Annotated in this window: 20 protein-coding genes; 10 read left to right on the top strand and 10 right to left on the bottom strand. The window is 70.3% G+C overall.

Annotated elements, in window-relative coordinates:
* Positions 1–18 precede the first annotated feature (18 nt).
* Positions 19–1,392 (bottom strand): dihydrolipoyl dehydrogenase, encoded by a 1,374-nt coding sequence (gene lpdA, locus ATK30_RS07940; protein ID WP_101435013.1) that lies wholly within the window; start codon positions 1,390–1,392, stop codon positions 19–21.
* Between the two features lie 193 nt (positions 1,393–1,585).
* Between lpdA and ATK30_RS07935 the strand changes: the two genes are divergently transcribed.
* Entirely contained in the window at positions 1,586–1,933 is a 348-nt protein-coding gene (locus ATK30_RS07935) for an oxidoreductase (RefSeq protein WP_101435012.1), read from the top strand.
* Positions 1,934–2,114: 181 nt separating this feature from the next.
* Here ATK30_RS07935 and ATK30_RS07930 read toward each other — a convergent pair whose 3' ends face one another.
* Both ATK30_RS07930 and ATK30_RS07925 read right to left on the bottom strand, forming a co-directional pair.
* The gene (locus ATK30_RS07930; RefSeq protein ID WP_101435011.1) at positions 2,115–3,098 is read right to left on the bottom strand and encodes an SMI1/KNR4 family protein; all 984 of its coding nucleotides are present in this window, start codon (positions 3,096–3,098) and stop codon (positions 2,115–2,117) included.
* Between the two features lie 82 nt (positions 3,099–3,180).
* Positions 3,181–4,683: a leucyl aminopeptidase gene (locus ATK30_RS07925; protein WP_101435010.1), complete on the bottom strand. Its 1,503-nt coding sequence runs from the start codon at positions 4,681–4,683 to the stop codon at positions 3,181–3,183.
* Positions 4,684–4,785: 102 nt separating this feature from the next.
* Between ATK30_RS07925 and ATK30_RS07920 the strand changes: the two genes are divergently transcribed.
* Together ATK30_RS07920 and ATK30_RS07915 are read left to right on the top strand one after the other, a co-directional pair.
* Complete coding sequence (locus ATK30_RS07920) at positions 4,786–5,643, top strand: sulfatase (protein ID WP_101435009.1); 858 nt, start codon at positions 4,786–4,788, stop codon at positions 5,641–5,643.
* Positions 5,636–6,262 (top strand): ribonuclease FAU-1 family protein, encoded by a 627-nt coding sequence (locus ATK30_RS07915; protein WP_101440693.1) that lies wholly within the window; start codon positions 5,636–5,638, stop codon positions 6,260–6,262. Before ATK30_RS07920 ends, ATK30_RS07915 begins: the two co-directional genes overlap by 8 nt.
* 1 nt (position 6,263) lies before the next feature.
* Here the strand turns inward: ATK30_RS07915 and ATK30_RS07910 are convergent, their stop codons facing one another.
* Positions 6,264–6,566: a hypothetical protein gene (locus tag ATK30_RS07910; RefSeq protein WP_101435008.1), complete on the bottom strand. Its 303-nt coding sequence runs from the start codon at positions 6,564–6,566 to the stop codon at positions 6,264–6,266.
* 96 nt (positions 6,567–6,662) lie between these two features.
* Here ATK30_RS07910 and ATK30_RS07905 point away from each other — a divergent pair, with 96 nt between their 5' ends.
* Positions 6,663–7,766, top strand: a complete 1,104-nt coding sequence (locus ATK30_RS07905; protein ID WP_101435007.1) for a branched-chain amino acid aminotransferase — start codon at positions 6,663–6,665, stop codon at positions 7,764–7,766.
* A gap of 66 nt (positions 7,767–7,832) precedes the next feature.
* Here ATK30_RS07905 and cobT read toward each other — a convergent pair whose 3' ends face one another.
* Positions 7,833–8,903 (bottom strand): nicotinate-nucleotide--dimethylbenzimidazole phosphoribosyltransferase, encoded by a 1,071-nt coding sequence (cobT, locus tag ATK30_RS07900; protein WP_101435006.1) that lies wholly within the window; start codon positions 8,901–8,903, stop codon positions 7,833–7,835.
* A 79-nt stretch (positions 8,904–8,982) separates the two neighbouring features.
* Between cobT and ATK30_RS07895 the strand changes: the two genes are divergently transcribed.
* Positions 8,983–9,675, top strand: a complete 693-nt coding sequence (locus tag ATK30_RS07895) for an IspD/TarI family cytidylyltransferase (RefSeq protein ID WP_101435005.1) — start codon at positions 8,983–8,985, stop codon at positions 9,673–9,675.
* Here ATK30_RS07895 and ATK30_RS07890 read toward each other — a convergent pair whose 3' ends face one another.
* Together ATK30_RS07890 and ATK30_RS07885 are read right to left on the bottom strand one after the other, a co-directional pair.
* Positions 9,676–10,665, bottom strand: coding sequence for an aldo/keto reductase family protein (locus tag ATK30_RS07890; RefSeq protein WP_101435004.1), 990 nt, complete (start codon positions 10,663–10,665; stop codon positions 9,676–9,678). It lies immediately after the preceding gene.
* A 54-nt stretch (positions 10,666–10,719) separates the two neighbouring features.
* Entirely contained in the window at positions 10,720–11,379 is a 660-nt protein-coding gene (locus ATK30_RS07885) for a DUF3043 domain-containing protein (RefSeq protein WP_101435003.1), read from the bottom strand.
* Between the two features lie 143 nt (positions 11,380–11,522).
* On the opposite strand from ATK30_RS07885, the gene ATK30_RS07880 reads away from it, so the two are divergent.
* The gene (locus tag ATK30_RS07880) at positions 11,523–11,900 is read left to right on the top strand and encodes a HesB/IscA family protein (protein ID WP_009074796.1); all 378 of its coding nucleotides are present in this window, start codon (positions 11,523–11,525) and stop codon (positions 11,898–11,900) included.
* Positions 11,901–11,991: 91 nt separating this feature from the next.
* Here ATK30_RS07880 and ATK30_RS07875 read toward each other — a convergent pair whose 3' ends face one another.
* Positions 11,992–12,177: a hypothetical protein gene (locus ATK30_RS07875; protein WP_101440692.1), complete on the bottom strand. Its 186-nt coding sequence runs from the start codon at positions 12,175–12,177 to the stop codon at positions 11,992–11,994.
* 155 nt (positions 12,178–12,332) lie between these two features.
* Between ATK30_RS07875 and ATK30_RS07870 the strand changes: the two genes are divergently transcribed.
* Positions 12,333–13,322, top strand: a complete 990-nt coding sequence (locus ATK30_RS07870) for a carbohydrate kinase family protein (protein WP_101435002.1) — start codon at positions 12,333–12,335, stop codon at positions 13,320–13,322.
* A 271-nt stretch (positions 13,323–13,593) separates the two neighbouring features.
* On the opposite strand, the gene asnB is transcribed toward ATK30_RS07870, so the two are convergent.
* Positions 13,594–15,528, bottom strand: a complete 1,935-nt coding sequence (gene asnB / locus ATK30_RS07865; protein WP_101435001.1) for an asparagine synthase (glutamine-hydrolyzing) — start codon at positions 15,526–15,528, stop codon at positions 13,594–13,596.
* A 212-nt stretch (positions 15,529–15,740) separates the two neighbouring features.
* On the opposite strand from asnB, the gene ctaC reads away from it, so the two are divergent.
* Both ctaC and ATK30_RS07855 read left to right on the top strand, forming a co-directional pair.
* Positions 15,741–16,688, top strand: coding sequence for an aa3-type cytochrome oxidase subunit II (ctaC, locus tag ATK30_RS07860; RefSeq protein WP_101435000.1), 948 nt, complete (start codon positions 15,741–15,743; stop codon positions 16,686–16,688).
* Positions 16,689–16,720: 32 nt separating this feature from the next.
* The gene (locus tag ATK30_RS07855) at positions 16,721–17,143 is read left to right on the top strand and encodes a cytochrome c oxidase subunit 4 (RefSeq protein WP_101434999.1); all 423 of its coding nucleotides are present in this window, start codon (positions 16,721–16,723) and stop codon (positions 17,141–17,143) included.
* Between the two features lie 11 nt (positions 17,144–17,154).
* Here the strand turns inward: ATK30_RS07855 and ATK30_RS07850 are convergent, their stop codons facing one another.
* A complete protein-coding gene (locus tag ATK30_RS07850; protein WP_101434998.1) occupies positions 17,155–18,063 on the bottom strand; it encodes a DMT family transporter in 909 nt (302 codons plus the stop codon).
* 83 nt (positions 18,064–18,146) lie between these two features.
* Between ATK30_RS07850 and ATK30_RS07845 the strand changes: the two genes are divergently transcribed.
* Positions 18,147–19,106, top strand: a complete 960-nt coding sequence (locus ATK30_RS07845; RefSeq protein ID WP_101434997.1) for a GlxA family transcriptional regulator — start codon at positions 18,147–18,149, stop codon at positions 19,104–19,106.
* Positions 19,107–19,112: the final 6 nt, after the last annotated feature.

The following is a 19,112-nucleotide window of genomic DNA, read 5'->3' as shown; positions in this document are numbered from 1 at the left end:
GATTGTGCTGGTTGCGCGTCAGCTGTGCACGTGCAGCGGCTTGCCCGCGAGGGCGAGGAACGCTTCGCCGAGTGCCTCGGTCTGCGTGGGGTGCGCGTGGATCAGCGGGGCGACGTCCTCCGGGAACGCCTCCCAGCTGTAGATCAGCTGCGCTTCGCCGATCAGTTCGCCGACCCGGTCGCCGACCATGTGCACGCCGACGACGGGGCCGTCCGGCGCCTTCACCAGCTTCACGCCGCCGGAGGTCTTGAGGATCTGGCTCTTGCCGTTGCCGCCGAGGTCGTAGGTGAACGTGGTGACGTCCGAGCCGTACTTCTCCTTGGCCTGGGACTCGGTGAGCCCGACGGACGCGACCTCGGGGTGCGAGTAGGTGACGCGCGGGATGCCGCGCTCGTCGATGGCGCGCGGGTTCAGCCCGGCGATCTCCTCGGCCACGAAGATGCCCTGCTGGAAGCCGCGGTGCGCGAGCTGAAGGCCCGGCACGATGTCGCCGACCGCGTACACGTTCGGCAGGTTGGTGCGCAGCCGGTCGTCGGTGAGCACGAAGCCGCGGTCGATCTTGACGCCCGCCTCCTCGTAGCCGTGCCCGGCCGAGTTCGGGCCGCGGCCGACGGCGACCAGCAGCAGGTCGGCTTCCAGCGTCTCGCCGGACTCCAGCGACACGCTGACGCCGTTGTCGTCCTGCTTCGCGCCGGTGAACCGCACGCCGGTCTTGAAGGCGATCTTGCGGCGGCGGAACGCGCGCTCGAGCTGCTTGGAGGCGTACTCGTCCTCGTTCGGGACGAGCCGCGGGAGCGCCTCGACGACGGTGACGTCCACCCCGAAGGAAGCCCACACGCTGGCGAACTCCACGCCGATCACGCCGCCGCCGAGCACGACGACCTTCTTCGGCACGTAGTCCAGCGTCAGCGCCTGCTCGCTCGCGATGATGCGGCCGCCGAGCTCGAGGCCGGGAAGGGTGCGCGAGTACGACCCGGTGGCGAGGATGACGTTCTTGCCGGTGTAGCGCGTGCCGTCGACCTCGACGGTCGTGCCGCCGACGAACCGGCCGGTGCCCTCGACGAGGTTCACCTTGTGCGCCTTGGCCAGGCCCTGGAGGCCCTTGTACAGCCGGGAGACGATCCCGTCCTTGTACTTGTTCACCCCCGCGATGTCGATGCCCTCGAACACGGCCTTGACGCCGAAGGTCTCGGCGTCGCGGGCCTCGTCGGCGACCTCGGCGGCGTGCAGCAGGGCCTTGGTCGGGATGCAGCCCCGGTGGAGGCAGGTCCCGCCCAGCTTGTCCTTCTCGATCAGCGTGACGGAAAGGCCCAGCTCGGCCGCGCGGAAGGCCGCGGCGTAGCCGCCCGATCCGCCTCCCAGGATCACGAGGTCGGCGGAGGTGTCGCTCACTTCAATAACTCCTCGGCAGCGATAGGGGTGGAGCTTCGGTCGCCGCGGCACCCGGTATAACCGCGCGCGCGACAACCGCCATCTTGTCACTACGCCGATCGGCGTTGCGACCTAGCCGGGCCAAGGCGGCGCTGCGACACCGGCCACACACGCGGCCGGGAATAATGAAGTCGGGACTCTCGCCGGAAGAAAGGTGGTCGAAGTGGGGATCTTCGACTCGTTGCGCCGCCGCGGCAGACGCGGTCCGGCCGCTGGAGCAGGCCGCTCCGGCAGCTCGGCCGACACCCGCTACCTCGAAGAATGGGCGGCCGCGCGACGCGGCGTGGAGGCGTACGTCGAGCCGCCGACCACGGTGACCGACACCACTGTGGTGCTGGTCGCGCACGACGGCGAATGGACCCGCCGCCGGATCGGCAGCCTGGCCGCCGCCCAGCGGTTCGGGCACAAGCACACGATTCCGGTGTACGAGGCCGCGCGCGTCGGTTACCCGAAGCGCATGCGCGAGTACACCGAACGGCAGAAGCGCCGTCCGGCCGGCTGAGTCAGGCGTTCGCTTCCCGTGACTGGGGTGCGTCGGCTGTTCGCGAGCTGTCGCCCGGCCCGAAGGGCTGCCGCCGAGTCCGCGGGCTGGCTCGTCATCACCGCCCGCGCCGGCAGCCACGCGCAAGCCGCGCTCCGCGATCGTGCCCGGGCCGAACGCGAGAGCGTGGTCCGGCTGCGAGTCAGGCACTCGCTTCGAGCAGCCGATGGTGGTGTTCCAGCAACGCGCGGAACGAGTCGTGCGCGGTGCTGCCGAAGGCGAGATCCACTTCGACCGTTCGCCAGCTGTCGCCGGTGTGCGCGAGCAGGACGGTCGCCGGGTCGGAGATGATCACGACCGTGCCGTCGGCGCGCAGTTCGCGGGCGGGCAGCAGCCGCGGGAACACCACGTCCGCGGGCAGTCCGTCCGCGATGGTCAGGAATTCGCGGTAGTCGCCGGGCAGGCGGAAGCCGAGGCGGTGTTCGGTCTCGGCGAGATCCTCGGGCGACGCCGGGGCGGGGGCCTGCTGCCCGCGCAGCCGGAGGATGGCCGCGACCAGTTCCGGCAGGCTGCCCGGGCCGGTCGGATGGCGTTCGCGCAGCGCGGCGATCAGCGCGCCCGCGCACTGGTCCGGCCACTCGGTCCCGAGGCCGAGCGGGTCCGCGCCGGCCGCCAGCCGGGCGGCGAGCGGGCGGGTGGCGGCGAGCGTCGCGACGTCCGGGTCCGGGTGGTTTTCCACGAGCGCGGCCCACGCGTCGAGGTCGCCGGCGGCCAGTGCTTCGCGCACCGGATCGGGGCGCTCCGGAGCGAGCGCGGAGACCGCGCCGGCGATCGGAGAACCGTCGAACAGACCGTCCAAATCGGACGTTCGGCGGGCGAGAAGTGCGTGGTGGGCTTGCTCTTCCGCGTCCAGATCGAGCGGAACCAGCGCGTCTGCCCATTGTGGACGGTCGCCGCGCGCCTCGAAGAGCATCGCCCAGGCGCGGGCGCGCACCGCGTTGTCGGCGAGCACGGACGCCGGGCGTCCGGTCACCGCGTGCCATTGCGTGACAAGGCGGTCCGCGGCGTCGGACGCGCCCGCGGTGGCCAGGAGAAGCGCGGCGTGGCCGATCCGGCGGTCAGCCGTGGCCTCGTCGCCGGTGAGCACGTCGCGAACGGCGGTCTCGAGATAGTCGTCGCGCTGCATGAGCGCGAGCGTGCCACACGGCCGCGGATACGACGGAGGCCCCGCACCGGCGTGGTGCGGGGCCTCCGGTCAAGCGTGGGGATCAGCCCTGGTCGGCGATGTCCGCCAGCACCGCGGCGATGGTCCGGACCGGGATGCCGGTGCCGCCCTTGCCGGTGTAACCCCACGGGCCGCCGGAGTTGAACGCCGGGCCCGCGACGTCGAGGTGCACCCACGGCAGGTCCGCGGGCACGAACTCGCGCAGGAAGACGCCCGCGACGAGCATGCCCGCCCAGCGCTGGCCGGTGACGTTCGCGATGTCGGCCAGCCGCGAGTCGAGGTCGCCGCGCAGTTCGTCGGGAAGCGGCATCGCCCAGCCGCCCTCGCCGGTGGCCTGCATGATGCCCGCGACGCGGTCGCGGAACTCGTCCGAGCCCATCACGCCGGAGATCCGGTTGCCCAGCGCGACCACCTGCGCGCCGGTCAGCGTGGCGGTCTCGATCAGGTAGTCCGGGTTCTCCTCGGCCGCGCGCACGATCGCGTCGGCCAGCACGAGCCGTCCCTCGGCGTCGGTGTTGAGCACCTCGACGGTCTTGCCGCCGTACATGGTCAGCACGTCGCCCGGGCGGTAGGAGGTGCCCGAGGGCAGGTTCTCCGCCAGCGGGATGTGGGCGGTGACCTCGAGCGGGTACTTCAGCTTCGCGGCCAGCACGACCGACGCGAGCACGGCGGCCGCGCCCGACATGTCGGAGGTCATGTGGTCCATGTTGGCGGCGGGCTTGAGCGAGATGCCGCCCGAGTCGAAGGTGATGCCCTTGCCGACCAGCGCGACCTTCTTGCGCGCCTTCGCCGGCTTCCAGCTGACCCGCAGCAGGCGCGGCGGCCGCGACGAACCGCCGCCGACGCCGAGGATGCCGCCGAAGCCCTTGCGCTTGAGGATCTTTTCGTCGAGCACCTCGAACTCGAGGCCGTTCGCGTCGGCGAGCTTCTTCGCGCGGTCCGCGAAGGACGCCGGGAACAGGTCGTTCGGCGGGGTATTGATCAGGTCGCGGGCGATGATCACCGATTCGGCGATGAACCCGGCCGCCTTCAGCGTGGCCTTGTGCTCGCGCGCGGTGCCCTCGGCCGGGCTGACCAGGTCCGCCTTCGCCAGCGGGCCGTCGCCCTTCTCCGAGCGGTACTCGGTGAAGACGTACGCGCCCAGCGCGATGCCTTCGGTGGCGGCGTGCAGGTCGACGGCCGAGAGCGTGACGAAGGCCCGCTCGGTGCCGTTCAGCGCGCGGGCCGCGGCACCGGCCGCGCGGCGCACCTGCTCGGGGGTGATCGCCCCGTCCTTCCGCTTGCCGAGGCCGACCGCCAGCACGACGCCCGCGGGCAGCTTGCCCAGCGTCGGCAGCTTCACGATTTCCTCGGCCTTGCCGGTCGCGCCGAGCGTGCCCAGCACCTCGGCGAGCTTGCCGTCGAACGCCGCGTCGGCGACCTCCGCACCGGCGGCCAGCTCGAGGCCGTCCTCGCCCTGCAGGGTGCCGATCACGACGACGTCGGCGCGGGTCTTGCCCACTGCCGCATCCGTGTTCTCGGTGAGGGCAAGCTTCGGCACGGTCACTTCTGGCTCCTCGCGACGTCGCGGTGGCGCCGGGCGATCTGCCCGGTCGATCGTGAGCCATGCTAATGACAAAGCCATCCGGACGGGGGGAGGGGGATCGCGGTGCGGCTCGCGGGAGCACTCCTGGTGACGCTGGCGGCCGGTGCCGCCGGGGCCGGGTACTGGGTTCTCGCCGGGGTCGTGCTCGCCGCGCTGGTCGCGGTCGGAGGCTCCCGGCTGCCCGCGCTCGGCGACGATCCGGCTGGCCGGATCGTCGGCGGATTATCCCGGCTGGCTCAGGTCGTCGTGCTCGCGCAGGCGTTCGGCGCGTACGTGTTTCCGCTGCGGCCCGGATACGCCGCCGCTGCCCTGGTGGTGTTCGTCGCCGCGGCGGCCCTCGCCGGGCTTCAGCTGCCGGATCTGCTGGTCAAGTGGGTAATCGGCCTGCTCCTGGCCGCCGCGGCGGTCCTGGTGGCGATGTGCCTGGTGATCGCTCCGGTGTCGCAAGCGGGCGGAATCGGGACGCCGAACGCGGCCGGGATCGTCGTCGCGGCGTTGTTCCTGCTGCCGTTCCTGGTTCCGGAACCGGGCGAGCGGAGCACCGGACGCGCGCTCGTTCTGAGCCTCGTCGCGCTCGCCGTCACGGCGGTGACGCTGCTGCAGCTGGGCCCGATCCGGCTCGGATTGTCCGGGACGGCGATGCGGGATCTGCTCTCCGCCGCGGACGCCGGACAGCTCCAGCCGTTGCTCACGGTGATCGCAGTCCTGGCGACTCTCCCCGCGGCATTCACGACTTTCGTCGGGGCACGACAGCGATTCGCGCCGTCCGGCGGGGCTCCGGTCGCAGTGGGCGCGCTGCTGGCAGTGGTCGCCGCGGCGTTCGCTCCGCTGCCGGCGGTGCTGCTCGCGGCAGGCCTCGGCGCAGTCGCGGAACTGCTGCTGCGGATGCGGGTTCGCCGCTACCGTGGCGTGCATGACTGAGCACCGCTGGGCGCCGGGACAGACAGTCGTCGAACGTTTCGTCCGCCCGGACGGCAGCATCGGCCAGCATCATCCGCTGCGCGTGATCTCCGACGACGGCGAGACGCTGCTCGGCTGGCTCCCGCTCGGCACGCCGATCGTCGGCAGCAGGCTCGCGGACGGCCGGACTCTCCGGGAAGCGCCGCTGGGACAACGGTTTCGCGAGCCGCGCGTGTGCGTGCCGGACGTCTGGCACGGCACCTCGACGCTGCGGCTGATTCCGGACCGGGCCTGGTCGTCGGTGTGGTGGTTTTTCGAGGCGGACGGCCGGTTCCGCGATTGGTACGTGAACCTCGAGGTGCCGCGCGGGCGCACCGAAACCGGCCCGGACCGGATCGACGGCATTCTCGACCTGGTCGTGACGCCGGGCGCGGGCTGGAAGTGGAAGGACGAGGACGAAGCGGAGGCGGCTGTCGAGGCGGGGCGGCTCACCGAGGCCGACCTTGACCAGCTGCGCGCCGAGGGTGAACGGCTGGGCGCGCTGGCCGAGCGGGGCGCGTACCCGTTCGACGGCACGCACACCGATTTCCGGCCGGATCCGGACTGGCCCGCGCCGGCGCTGCCCGCCGGACTGTGCTGACCTACTGGGCCAGCAGGACCAGCGCGCCGAACAGCACGATGTCGACGACGAGCAGGATCACCACCGATTTGGTCGGCAGGTCCTTCGCGATCACCCTGCCGTGCAGGTTCTTCCACCAGTAGATGCCGAAGCCGGCGACTACGAGGCCGAGGAAGAAGCCGAACCCGCTCGAAAGCAGGCCCCAGCCGACCATCCCGAGCAGCCCGGCACCGAAGGTCAGCAGGGCGGCGGTGCCGAAGGTCTTGACGTCCGGCCCGGCCCCGGCCCCGGCCTGGCGTGCTGGTTGAGTGCTCACAGCGTTCATCGTAGTGGGGTGACGCTGCGAGCGCGGGTCTGTGCGGCGAGTGAAACCACAGGACTTCCGACTAACGTGCTTCCGACCAAGCGCTATCGTTTATGCATGACGACAGCGACGCAGTTCACCCACGTTCCGAACCCGAGCCCCGCGAGTCCTGAACGCGTCGCCGAGGTACTTGCCAAGCCGGGGTTCGGCACGCACTTCACCGACCACATGGTCACGGTCAAGTACAGCACCGAGAAGGGCTGGCACGACGCCAAGGTCGGGCCGTACGAACCGTTCACCCTCGACCCGGCCACGTCCGTGCTGCACTACGGACAGGCGATCTTCGAGGGCCTCAAAGCCTACCGTCAGCCGGACGGCTCGATCGCCGCGTTCCGGCCGGACGCCAACGCGCGCCGGTTCCGGGACTCCGCCGAGCGGCTGGCGATGCCGCAGCTGCCGGTGGAGACCTTCATCGACTCCCTGCGCGAGCTGATCGCCGTGGACGAGCGCTGGGTGCCCACCCGGCAGGGCGATTCGCTGTACCTGCGCCCGTTCATGATCTCCACCTCGGCCGGTCTCGGCGTGAACAGCCCGGCTGACGAGTACGTCTTCGCGGTCATCGCTTCGCCGGCCGGCTCGTACTTCACCGGCGGCGTGAAGCCGGTCAGCGTGTGGCTGTCCACCGAATACGTGCGCGCGGCCCCCGGCGGCACCGGCGCGGCGAAGTGCGCGGGCAACTACGCGGCGTCCTTCGTGGCGCAGGCGCAGGCCGTGGAGAAGGGCTGCGACCAGGTGGTGTGGCTGGACGCGGTCGAGCGTCGCTGGGTCGAGGAGATGGGCGGGATGAACCTGTTCTTCGTCTTCGGCTCGGGCGACGACGTCCGCGTGGTCACGCCGGAACTCACCGGTTCGCTGCTCCCGGGCGTCACCCGGAAGTCGTTGCTGCAGCTGGCGAAGGACGCCGGGCACAAGGTCGAGGAGCGCCGGATCTCCACCGACGAATGGGAGAAGGCGGCCGCCTCGGGCGAGCTGACCGAGGTGTTCGCGTGCGGCACGGCGGCGGTCATCACGCCGGTCGGCCACGTGAAGCACGGCGGCGGCGAGTTCTCGATCTCCGGCGGGCAGCCGGGCCCGGTCACGATGGCCCTGCGCGAGCAGCTCGTCGGCATCCAGGAAGGCACCCGCCCGGCCCCCGAGGGCTGGATGGTCCCGCTCACCTGACGCTCTAGCTGTCCGTGAAGGGCTCCTTGCGGGAATCTGATTCCCGCAAGGAGCCCTTCACGGCTTTCAGGACGTGAGCGGGCCGGATACGCCGGACTGCTCGTGGGTGGTCATTTCCGCGAGCACGCGGCTGGCCATCATCAGCAGCGGGAGCGCGGTGACGGCACCGGTGCCTTCGCCAAGGCGGACGTCGAGGTCGAGCAGCGCCCCGAGGTCGAGGTGTTCCAGCGCGAGGGCGTGCGCAGGTTCGCCGGTGAGCTGCCCGGACATCCACCAGCGGCGGGCGCCGGGAGCGAGTTCTTCGGCGACGAGCGCGGCCGAGCAGACCACGAGTCCGTCGAGCACGACCGGGGTGCGGCGGACCGCTGCCTGCGCGAGAAAGCCCGTCATCGCGGCGATGTCCGCGCCCGAGGACGTCCGCAGCAGCGCGAGCGGGTCGGCCAGCACCGCGCGGGCCCGGCGCAGTGCGTCGCGGACCGCGGCGGCCTTGCGCATCCAGGTGTTGTCGTCGATGCCCGAGCCCCGGCCCACCACGGCGACCGGCTCGCTGCCGGTCAGCGCCGCGACCAGCACCGACGCCGGGGTGCTGTTGCCGATCCCGAGGTCGCCCGCGATCAGCAGGTCCGCGCCGCCGTCGACTTCGGCGTCGGCAATCGTCCGGCCGGCGTTGACCGCGGCTCGTACCTCGGCGTCGGTGAGCGCGTCCTCGACGTCGATCGAGCCGGAACCGCGGCGCACCTTGAACTCGCCGATCGACCGCATCGCGGATTCCTCGGTGTCCACGGCCATGTCGACCACGCGCACGCCCGCGCCCGCCGCCGCGGCGAGGACGTTGATCGCCGCGCCGCCGGTCAGCATGGTCCCGACGAGCTGCGACGTGACCTCCTGCGGATACGCCGAGACACCCTTCTTCGCGATGCCGTGATCGCCGGCGAACACGACGACGCGCGGCCGGGTGAACGGCCGCGGCGGTGCCTGGCCCTGGCAGGAGGCGATCCACACGCCCAGCTCCTCGAGCCGCCCGAGCGAGCCGGCCGGTTTGACGAGCTTGTCGTGCAGCGCGATCGCGCCCGACCGGGCCTGCTCGCTCGGCGGTTCGATCTCGCCGAACTCGATGCCCGTTTCGCCGGTGTCCACAGCCAGGTTTCCTTTCGCCGCGGGGAGTCCCGGCGCCCAACCTACCGTCGGCCGGACCGGGCCCTTAGGGTCGGTCGGCGTGCGGGAATCGACGGCGGCCGGGGTCGTGCTGGCCAGTGGTGCGGGGACCCGGGTCGGGGCCGCGCTGAACAAGGTCTACCTGCCGGTCGCGGGCCGGCGCGTGGTGGCGTGGTCGCTGGACGCGTTCGCCGCCGCGCCCGGGACCGGCGTGCTGGTGCTGGTCATCCGGCCCGAGGACGCGCCGCTGGCCGAGGAAGTCGTGGCCGAACTGCCCGTTCCGGTGGAGATCGTCGCCGGCGGCCCGACGCGGCAGGCTTCCGAGCTGAACGCGCTGCGCCATCTCGCGCCGCGGATCGCCGACGGGACAGTGGATTCCGTGCTGCTGCACGACGGGGCCCGTCCGCTGGTGAAGCCGGAGCTGATCTCCGCGGTGCTGGAGCGGACCCGCGAAGACGGGGGAGCGGTGCCGGGCCTGGCCGCGGACGACGTGGTCTCGATGGCCGGACCGGACACGGTGGCGGGCCCGCTGCCGGGCGCGATCCGGGTCCAGACCCCGCAGGGCTTCCGGGCGCGACCGCTGCTCGCGGCGTACGAACAGGCTGCCGCGGAAGGGTTTCTCGGCACCGACACGGCTTCGTGCATGGAGCGGTTCTCCACGCTGCCGGTGCGGTGGGTGCCCGGCAGCGCGGAGAACGTGAAGATCACCTATCCGCACGACCTCGCGGTGGCGGAACGGTTTCTGCTGCGCTGATCAGGGGGAGACGGTGAGCGCCGGGTCGGTGACCACGACGTCGCCCAGCGCCTCGTCGATCGCCGTGAGCAGCTCCGGCTCGAGCTTCACGCCGGAGGCCTTGACGTTGTCGTAGACCTGCTCCGGACGCGAGGCCCCGATGATCGCCGACGCGACATTCGGGTTCTGCAGCACCCACGCGACAGCCAGCTGCGCCATCGACAGACCGGCGTCGGCCGCCAGCGGCTCCAGCTTCGCGACCGCGGTGAGGGTCTTCTCGTCGAGGAAGCGCTTCACCATGTTCGCGCCGCCGTTCTCGTCGGTCGCGCGCGAACCGGCGGGCAGCGGCTGGCCCACCTTGTACTTGCCGGTCAGCACGCCCTGCGCCACCGGCGACCAGACGATCTGGCTCAGGCCCTCGTGCTCGGAAGCGGGCACGACCTGCGCCTCGATGACCCGCCACAGCATCGAGTACTGCGGCTGGTTCGACACGAACGGGATCTTCAGCTCGCGGGCGAGCGCCGCGCCGCGGGCGATCTGCTCGGCGTTCCACTCCGAGACGCCGATGTAGAGCGCCTTGCCCTGGCGGACCAGGTCGGCGAACGCCTGCATCGTCTCTTCCAGCGGCACCGTGCGGTCGAAACGGTGCGCCTGGTAGAGGTCGACGTAGTCGGTGCCGAGCCGCTTCAGCGACGCGTTCGCCGACTCGAGGATGTGCTTGCGCGAGAGGCCCTTGTCGTTCGGGCCCTTCGGGCCGGTCGGCCAGAAGACCTTGGTGAAGATCTCCAGGCTCTCCCGGCGCTGGCCCTTGAGCCCGCGCCCGAGCACCGACTCCGCGGCGGTGTTGGCGTAGACGTCAGCCGTGTCGAAGGTCGTGATGCCCGCGTCGAGCGCCGCCTTGATGCAGGCCTGCGCCTGGTCCTCCTCGACCTGGGACCCGTGGGTCAGCCAGTTGCCGTAGGAGATCTCACTGATGTTGAGGCCGCTGCGGCCGAGACGTCGAAACTCCATGCCGACAGCGTAAACGTTTCGTTCGCGAGGCTAACGACCCGTGTGCCGCACGGCTCAGTTCGGGATCGGGTCCCCGGCCTTCAGCCGCGGCTTCGGGACCCGCAGCTTCCGGATCTGGCTCGCCCGGACGAAGGCGTACCAGCCGACACCACGGGTGGCCGCGGGCGGCTCCTTCGGGAAGCGCTCGCGGACCAGCTTCGAGATCTTGCGGCCGTTCACGAAGCCCTCGATGGCCATGACCAGCAGCATCGCCATGCAGACCAGGGTGATGTACTGCTGCACCGCCGGCGCGGGCACCAGCAGCGCGAGGAACACCAGGATCGCCAGCGGCATGAACAGGCCGAGGATGTTGCGCCGGGAGTCGACCAGGTCGCGGACATACGCCTTGACCGGGCCCTTGTCGCGCGGCGGCAGGTACTTGTCGTCGCCCGACATCATCCGCTCGCGGCGCTGCCGGGCGGCTTCCCTGCGCTCTTCCTTGCTGACCGGATTGGCCTTGCGCAGTTCCTTGTTGCGCTTCATCGCCTCGCGCATCGAGGTGGGCGGCGGCGCGACCGGTCCGCGCTTGCGCCCCTCGGCCTCGCGCCGCTTCGGCGTCGCCTTGCCCTTGCCCGGCGTGTACGACTTGCTCGTGACCGCGGAATCGTCGGCGGCGGTCTCGGCCGCGGACTCGTCGGCGGCGGGGTCAGTGGTGCTTCGGCGCAGGAACCTCACCTCACCAGGGTATTGCAGGCGTCACGGCTTTGTTCACCAGGTCGTTCCATATGCGACGATGGAGGGGAACAGATCGGGCGAGTCCCGTGTTGTGCCTAGGACACGAGATGTACCCGCAGCGAGTTCGACCAAGAGGGAGTGCCATGACGACCGCTGAGCAGACCGGTGCGGCTGCGGCCGAGACCGCCGAGGAGACCCACGGCGTGACGTTGACCGACGCCGCGGCCGCCAAGGCGAAGGCGCTGCTCGAACAGGAGGGCCGCGACGACATGCACCTGCGCATCGCCGTGCAGCCCGGCGGCTGCGCTGGCCTGCGCTACCAGCTGTTCTTCGACGAGCGCACGCTCGACGGCGACCTGTTCCGCGACTTCGACGGCTTGCGGGTCGCCGTGGACCGGATGAGCGCGCCGTACGTGTCCGAGGCCGTGATCGACTTCGTCGACACCATCGAGAAGCAGGGCTTCACGATCGACAACCCGAACGCCACGGGCTCCTGCGCCTGCGGCGACAGCTTCCACTGAGCCCAGAGCCGACAACGGGCCCCGGCGCGTCTGCGCTGGGGCCCGTTCTCGTTTCCGGGCTCAGGACGTTCGGCTGCCGCGGTGCGCCGGCTCAGACGTAAGCGTCGAGGTCGGCGACCTGCGCGTGGCAGGCGTCGTCGACCGACCACGGCTGTGCGGCCCGCGGGCGCGGCAGCCGGGCCTGGTCGGCGGGGCGCTCGGGCCGCAGCGCGGACGGAAGATGGGCGCAGTCGGCGATCAGGTCGCCGATGGTTTCCGGTTCGGTCGCGAGGTTCACGGATGCCACGCTATTGAGCCGGATGCGAACGGGAAACGAGTACCGGCCGGTAGTGTCGGAACGTGGCGCGGAAAATACCCGGAAGGGTCATGACCAGCGGGTAACTTGCGTCAGGGCGCGAAAACGACAGCTCATCCACCTCGTGAGGAGAACCGGTGGCAGACAAGCCCAGGATCGCCGTGTCGGGCAGCATCGCGACGGACCATCTGATGCACTTCCCGGGGAGGTTCGCCGAGCAGCTCGTCGCCGAGCAGCTGCACCGGGTGTCGTTGAGCTTCCTCGCCGACGACCTCGTCGTGCGCCGCGGCGGCATCGGCGCGAACATCGCCTTCGGCCTCGGCGTGCTCGGCGTGCAGCCGGTGCTCGTCGGAGCCGTGGGCCAGGACTGGGCCGACTACCAGTCGTGGCTGCAGCGGCACGGCGTCGACACCTCGGGCGTGCTGGTGTCCGAGGTCGCGCACACCGCGCGCTTCGTGTGCACCACCGACGAGGACATGTGCCAGATCGCGACGTTCTACGCCGGCGCGATGGCCGAGTCCCGCAACATCGAACTGGGCCCCATCTCCGACCGCGTCGGCGGGCTCGGACTGGTGCTGATCAGCCCGGACGACCCCGAGGGCATGGTCCGGCACGCGCAGGAATGCCGTCAGCGCGGCTACACGTTCGCCGTCGACCCGTCGCAACAGCTCGCCCGCATGGACGGGGCGCAGGTGCGCTCCTTCGTCGAGGGCGCGAAGTACCTGTTCAGCAACGATTACGAGTGGGAGTTGCTGCTGCAGAAGACCGGCTGGACCGAGGCGGACGTGCTGGAGCGCGTCGGGCTGCGGATCACCACGCTGGGCGAGAAGGGCGTGGAGATCGTCGGTCGGGACGGGACCGCGCTGCAGATCGGGGCGGTTCCGGAGCGCGGGAAGGCGGATCCGACCGGGGTCGGGGACGGGTTCCGGGCCGGCTTCCTCGCCGCGATCGACGGCGGGCTGAGCTTGGAGCGGGCGGCGCAGCTGGGGTGTTTGATCGCGGTGCTCGTGCTGGAGACGGTGGGGACGCAGGAGTGGCGGCTGGAGCGGACGGGGGCGCTGAGCCGGTTGGGGGAGGCGTTCGGTCCGGAGGCGGCTGAGGAGATTTCGGCGGTTTTGCCTGCTTGAGGGGTCTCGGGCGGCTCGTCGCCTGGCGGCGACGTTGCAGGTGGGTGTGTGCGTGGGGCACCCCGAAGCCTGAGTGTGCTGACGGTTCGGGGGTGCTTGTCAAGGCGGGAAAGATGCCTTGACAAGCACCCCCGAACCGCAGGGAGGCTTCGTATCGGGGTGCGGGGGTGGTGTGGGTGCACCTCGAGTTGGCTGCGCTGGTGCGGTTTTAGGGCCGTGAAGGGCTCCTTGAGGGAATCTGATTCCCTCAAGGAGCCCTTCACGGACCTCTCTAGAGCTTGACTGGGTAGACCGGTTCCGGGATTTCCGGCTTGATGCGGTGTTCCACGAAAATGCCGTGCCACAGCATGAACACCAGCAGTGCCCACAGTTGGCGGCTGCGGTCGAACTGGCCCGCTTTGTGCTCTTCCAGCAGGGCTAGCACGGCGTTCTTGTCCAGCAGCTCGTCGGTCTTCGAGTCGTTGATGATGCCGCGCGCCCAGTCGTACATCTCGTTGCGCAGCCACAGCCGGATCGGCACCGGGAAGCCCAGCTTCTTCCGGTTCAGCACGTGGCCGGGGATGATCTTCGCCAGCGCTTGGCGCAGCGCGTACTTCGTGGTGCCGTGCGCGAGCTTCTGGTCCAGCGGGATCGACGCGGCGACCTTGAACACCTCGGCGTCCAGGAACGGCACCCGCAGCTCCAGCGAGTTCGCCATGGTCACCTTGTCCGCTTTGACCAGGATGTCGCCGCGGAGCCAGGTGTACAGGTCGACGTGCTGCATGCGGGCCACCGGGTCCCAGCCGCGGGAGACGTCGTACCAGGGGGCGGTGACGTCCTTGAAGCCGACGCCTTCCTGGTACGTCCGCAGCACGGCGCGCAGCTGCTCGTCGCGGAAGTTGCGGGCGTTGCCGTAGTAGCGGTCCTCCAGCGGGAGCGCGCCGCGGCGGAGCAGGTCCTTGCCCCGGGTGCCTTCCGGAATCTTCGTGGACACCTTGCCCAGCAGCTTGCGCACGCTGCCGGGGATCTTCTCGAACGGGGCCAGCGAAATCGGCTCGCCGTAGATCGTGTAGCCGCCGAACAGCTCGTCCGCGCCTTCGCCGGACAGCACCGCCTTCACGTGCTTGCGGGCCTCGCGCGCGATGAACCACAGCGGGACCAGCGCCGGGTCGGCGACCGGGTCGTCCAGGTACCAGACGATGAGCGGCAGCGCCTCCATCATCTCGTCCGCCGACACCGTGCGGACCACGTGCTTCACGCCGATCGCGGCGGCCGATTCGGCGGCCACGTCCACCTCGGAGTAGCCCTCGCGCTCGAACCCGGTGGTGAACGCGATGAGGTTCGGGTTGTGCTCCTTGGCGAGCGTCGCGGTCGCGGTGGAGTCGATGCCGCCGGAGAGGAACGCGCCGACCGTGACGTCCGGGTCGGAGATCATGTGCTTGCCGACCGAGTCGCGCATCACATCGGCGATGCGCTCGTACAGGGCGTCGGCCTCGGCCTGGCCGTTCACCGGCTTCGCGGCGAACTTCGGGTGGAAGTAGCGGGTGAACTCCGGCTTCCCGCCCGGCGAGAGCCGGAACGAGGTGCCGGACTCGACGCGGCGGATCGCGGTGTGCAGCGACTCCGGCTCCGGCACGTACTGCAGGACCAGGTAGTGCTGCAGGGCCGTGCGGTCCAGCTCCTGCGCGACGCCGAGCGTGTCCGACAGCTCCAGCAGGCTCTTCTTCTCGCTGGAGAACGCGGTGCCCTTCGGGCCGGAGCTGTAGTAGAGCGGTTTGATGCCGAACGGGTCGCGCGCGCCGAAAACGACCTTTTCCGCCGAATCCCAGATCAGGAAGGCGAACATGCCGCGCAGCTTTTCGACCGCTTTGTCCCCGAGGTAGTGATATGCCGCGACGATCGCCTCGCCGTCGCCCTCAGTGGCGAATTTCGCACCGAATTTTTCGGCCAGCTCGTCGCGCAGCTCGCGGTAGTTGTAGATCTCGCCGTTGAAGTTCAGCGTGTACCGGCCCGGGGCCTCCGGCGGACCCCACACCAGCGGCTGGTGCGCGTGGTCCACGTCGATGAAGGCGAGCCGGTTGAAGCCGTACACGACCTCGGCATCCGCCCAGGTGTCCTGCTCGTCAGGGCCGCGGTGGCGCTGGCAGCGCATCGCCGCGCCGACGCTGCCGCGGGCGTCCGCGGCGTCGTTTTCGGTCGCGCAGATCAGTCCAAGCAGGCCGCACACGTGTACTCACACACCTCAGGGTCGGGCCGGTCCGGGGAAGGGCCCAGTATGCCGGGGCGGGGCCGGTCGCGCGGAAAGCGGGTGACGCGTGGCGCAACTGGTCACCCCTTGGTCAGCGGGAGCGGCCAACTCGGCTAGGCTCCGCCTGTCACGAAGATCGGTCGAAGAAGGCCCGGTGTGAGAGGGCCTGTTGGGTGAAAGGGCAGGGCGCAGTGGGAAAACCAGAGCGCACCCCGGTGGGTAAGCGGGTCGGGCGTGTCGCCGCGCTGGCCGTGCTGGTGGCGCTGACCGCGACGGGCTGCTCGGGAGACGAGATCCTCCGCTTCGGCTGGCCCAAGGGCGTCACGCCGCAGGCCGACCAGATGCGCACTCTCTGGACGTGGACGGTCATCGCCGCGCTCGTCGTCGGCGCGATCGTGTGGGCCCTGATCTTCTGGACCGCGATCTTCCACCGCAAGAAGAAGGGCGCGGCCGTCGAGGGCCCCGAGGACCTGCCCCGGCAGTTCCAGTACAACATCCCGCTGGAGATCTTCACGGTCGTCCTGCCGACGATCATGGTCTGCGTGCTGTTCTTCTTCACCGCGACGACCGAGAGCAAGGTCCTCGACAAGAAGCCGAACCCGGACGTCGTCGTCGACGTGGTCGCCTTCCAGTGGAACTGGGAGTTCAAGTACGAGGGCGACGCCGCGAAGCGCCCCGACGGCACCCAGGTGAGCACCGTCGGCTCCTCCGGCGAGATCCCGCTGCTCGTGCTGCCGACGAACAAGACCATCGAGTACCGGCTCCGTTCGACGGACGTCATCCACTCGTTCTGGGTCCCCGAGTTCAACTTCAAGCGCGACGTGATGCCGGACCCGGAGAAGAACAACCAGGACAGCTCGTTCCAGAACTCGATCGACCGCGAGGGCTCGTTCGTCGGCCGCTGCGCCGAGCTGTGCGGGACGTACCATTCGGTGATGAACTTCGAGGTGCGGGCCTTGTCCCCGGACAAGTACGACCAGTACCTCAAGCTGCGCACCGAAACGAACCCGAAGACCGGCAAGCCGAACACCGCGTCCGAGGCGCTGGCGGCGATGAACTGCGGCGAGCTGTGCAGCCCGTACGCGGTGACCACGAAGCCGTTCAACACCGACCGCACCGCGCGCACCGCGTCCAACTGACGGCGAACCCAGAGGAGTAGGGGACCAATCCCATGAAGGTCGAAGCCCGGATTTTCTACATGGTGGCGGGATTCGCCGTCCTCATGACCGCCGTCTACTGGGTCATGACCGCGCTCTTCACCACCAACCAGAAGGCGGAGCCGGTCGGCATCGTCGCGCTGTTCCTGACCGGCGGCCTGGCGTTCCTGGCCGGCAGCTACATGCAGTTCGTGTCCCGCCGGATCGAGGAGCGCCCGGAGGACCGCGAGGACGCCGAGATCAGCGACGGCGCCGGCGAGCTGGGCTTCTTCAGCCCCGGCAGCTACTGGCCGATCGCGCTGGCTGCGGCGGCCGGGCTGGCCGGCCTCGCCCTCGCGTTCTTCCACATCTGGCTGCTCGTGATGGCGATCGTGGCCCTGCTCATCGCCGTGGGCGGCCTGGTGTTCGAGTACCACACCGGTCCCGAGCACGACTGAGCTTTTCCGCTTCACCGAGACGCCCGGCTGGGAATTCCCGGCTGGGCGTTTCGCATGTCTGCCTTGGTGCGCTGCGGCGCCAGCGCCGCGGCGAGGACCGCCAGCATCCCCAGGCCTTCGGGCCAGGTCAGGCGATGGCCGAACGCCGCCATGTCCACCACGACCGCGACCACCGGGTACAGGTAGGACAGCAGCGCCACCGTCGTGGTCGGCAGCTTGCCGATGCTGGCGTACATCAGCACGTACATCACCGCGGTGTGCACCGTGCCCAGGAGCAGCAGCCACAGCAGGCCCGGAGCCGTACTCGGCAGCGGCGTGAACATCAGCGCGGGTGCGAGCACGATCGCGCCGACCGTCAGCTGCAGCGCCGCGAGCAGATGCGGGCGGATGTGCTTGAGCTGCTTCGCGATGAAGGACGCACCGGCGTAGAGCAGGGCCGCGCCGAGCGCCAGCGCGATCCCCGCGAACCGCACTGGGTGACCGTCATCTCCTTGTGCGGAAAGGGAAATCACGACGACTCCGGCGAACGCCACGCCCGCGCGCACGAGGTGCGAACGGCCGACTTTCTCGCCGAGGAACATCGCGGCCATCCCGACCAGGATCAGTGGTTGCGTGTGGTAGACGACGGTGCTGACGCCGATGGACGACAGCGAGTAGGACGCGAACAGCAGCACCCAGTTGCCGACCAGCAGCAGACCGCCCGCGACGGCGAGCAGCAGGTCGCGGCGGGTCGGCCGCCAGTCGCGGAACCAGCCTCGGGCCAGCGACCACACGACCAGCAGGACGCCGCCGACCAGGCAGCGGGCGAACGCGACAGCCGGGGCGGCCGCGCCGCTTTCGAGCACGACCGCGCCGATCGTGCCGGACAACGCCATCGCCGCGGACCACTGCAGGACCGGGCGGGATTCGGGGTTCGTCATGCGACCAAGACTCGCCTTCGCGGCGACGCTCAACCAGTGTCAGAGATGACAATGACCGCAAAACTTGTGACATGCTGGCTCGCATGGACGTGCACCGGGTGGCCGTGCTGCTCGCGGACCGGGTTTCGCCGTTCGAGCTGGGGGTCGCGTGCGAGGTGTTCGGCACCGACCGCAGCGCGGACGGCATGCCCGGCTGGGACTTCGGCGTGTGCTCGCCGGGCGGGGCGGACGTGGCCAGCTGGTCCGGATTCGGCCTCGCCGGACTGCGCGATCTGGATTTCGCGGAGTCCGCTGATTTGGTGATTGTGCCCACCCAAGCGCCGCGGACCGCGCCGCCGCCGGAGCCGTTGCTGGACGCGTTGCGCGCTGCCCGGGAACGCGGCGCATGGGTGGCCGGGTTCTGCGCGGGCGTGTTTTCCCTTGGCTACGCAGGACTTCTGGACGACCGCCGCTGCACGGTGCACTGGATCTACGAACCGGAATTCCGTCGCTTGTTCCCTTCGGCGGAAGTAGACCCGCAAGCCCTCTACGCGGACGACGACGGCGTGTTCACCAGCGCCGGGACGGTCGCCGCGGTGGATTTGTGCCTGCACCTGGTCCGGCGGTTGCGCGGAGTCGCGGCGGCGACGGCGTTGGCCCGGCGGATGGTGGCCGCGCCGCACCGTGCCGGTGGGCAAGCCCAGTTCGTGCAAGCCCCGGTGCCCGCGACGGCCGCACCGGACGACGCGGTGGTCGCCGAAGCGCTCGAATGGGTGGAACGGCGGTTGGATCAGCCGTTCACGGTCGCGGAACTGGCTCGCCGCAGCGGACTGGGGGAGCGGACGTTCCTGCGCCGCTTTTCCGCCGCGACCGGGACGACTCCGCACCGCTGGCTGACCGAACGCCGCCTCGACCGGGCGCAGGCGTTGCTGGAGGAAGGTTCTCTGTCGGTAGAGGACATCGCGGTGGCGTGCGGGTACGCGTCCGCGGCCGCGTTGCGGCACCAGTTCTCGCGGCTGCGCTCGACTACGCCCAGCGCTTACCGGACCGCCTTCCGTTCCTGACCGGAC

The organism is Amycolatopsis echigonensis, from assembly GCF_002846615.1.
GTDB lineage: Bacteria > Actinomycetota > Actinomycetes > Mycobacteriales > Pseudonocardiaceae > Amycolatopsis > Amycolatopsis echigonensis.
The sequence above is the reverse complement of the archived record's forward strand: the minus strand, read 5'-3'. Positions and strand labels throughout refer to the sequence as shown.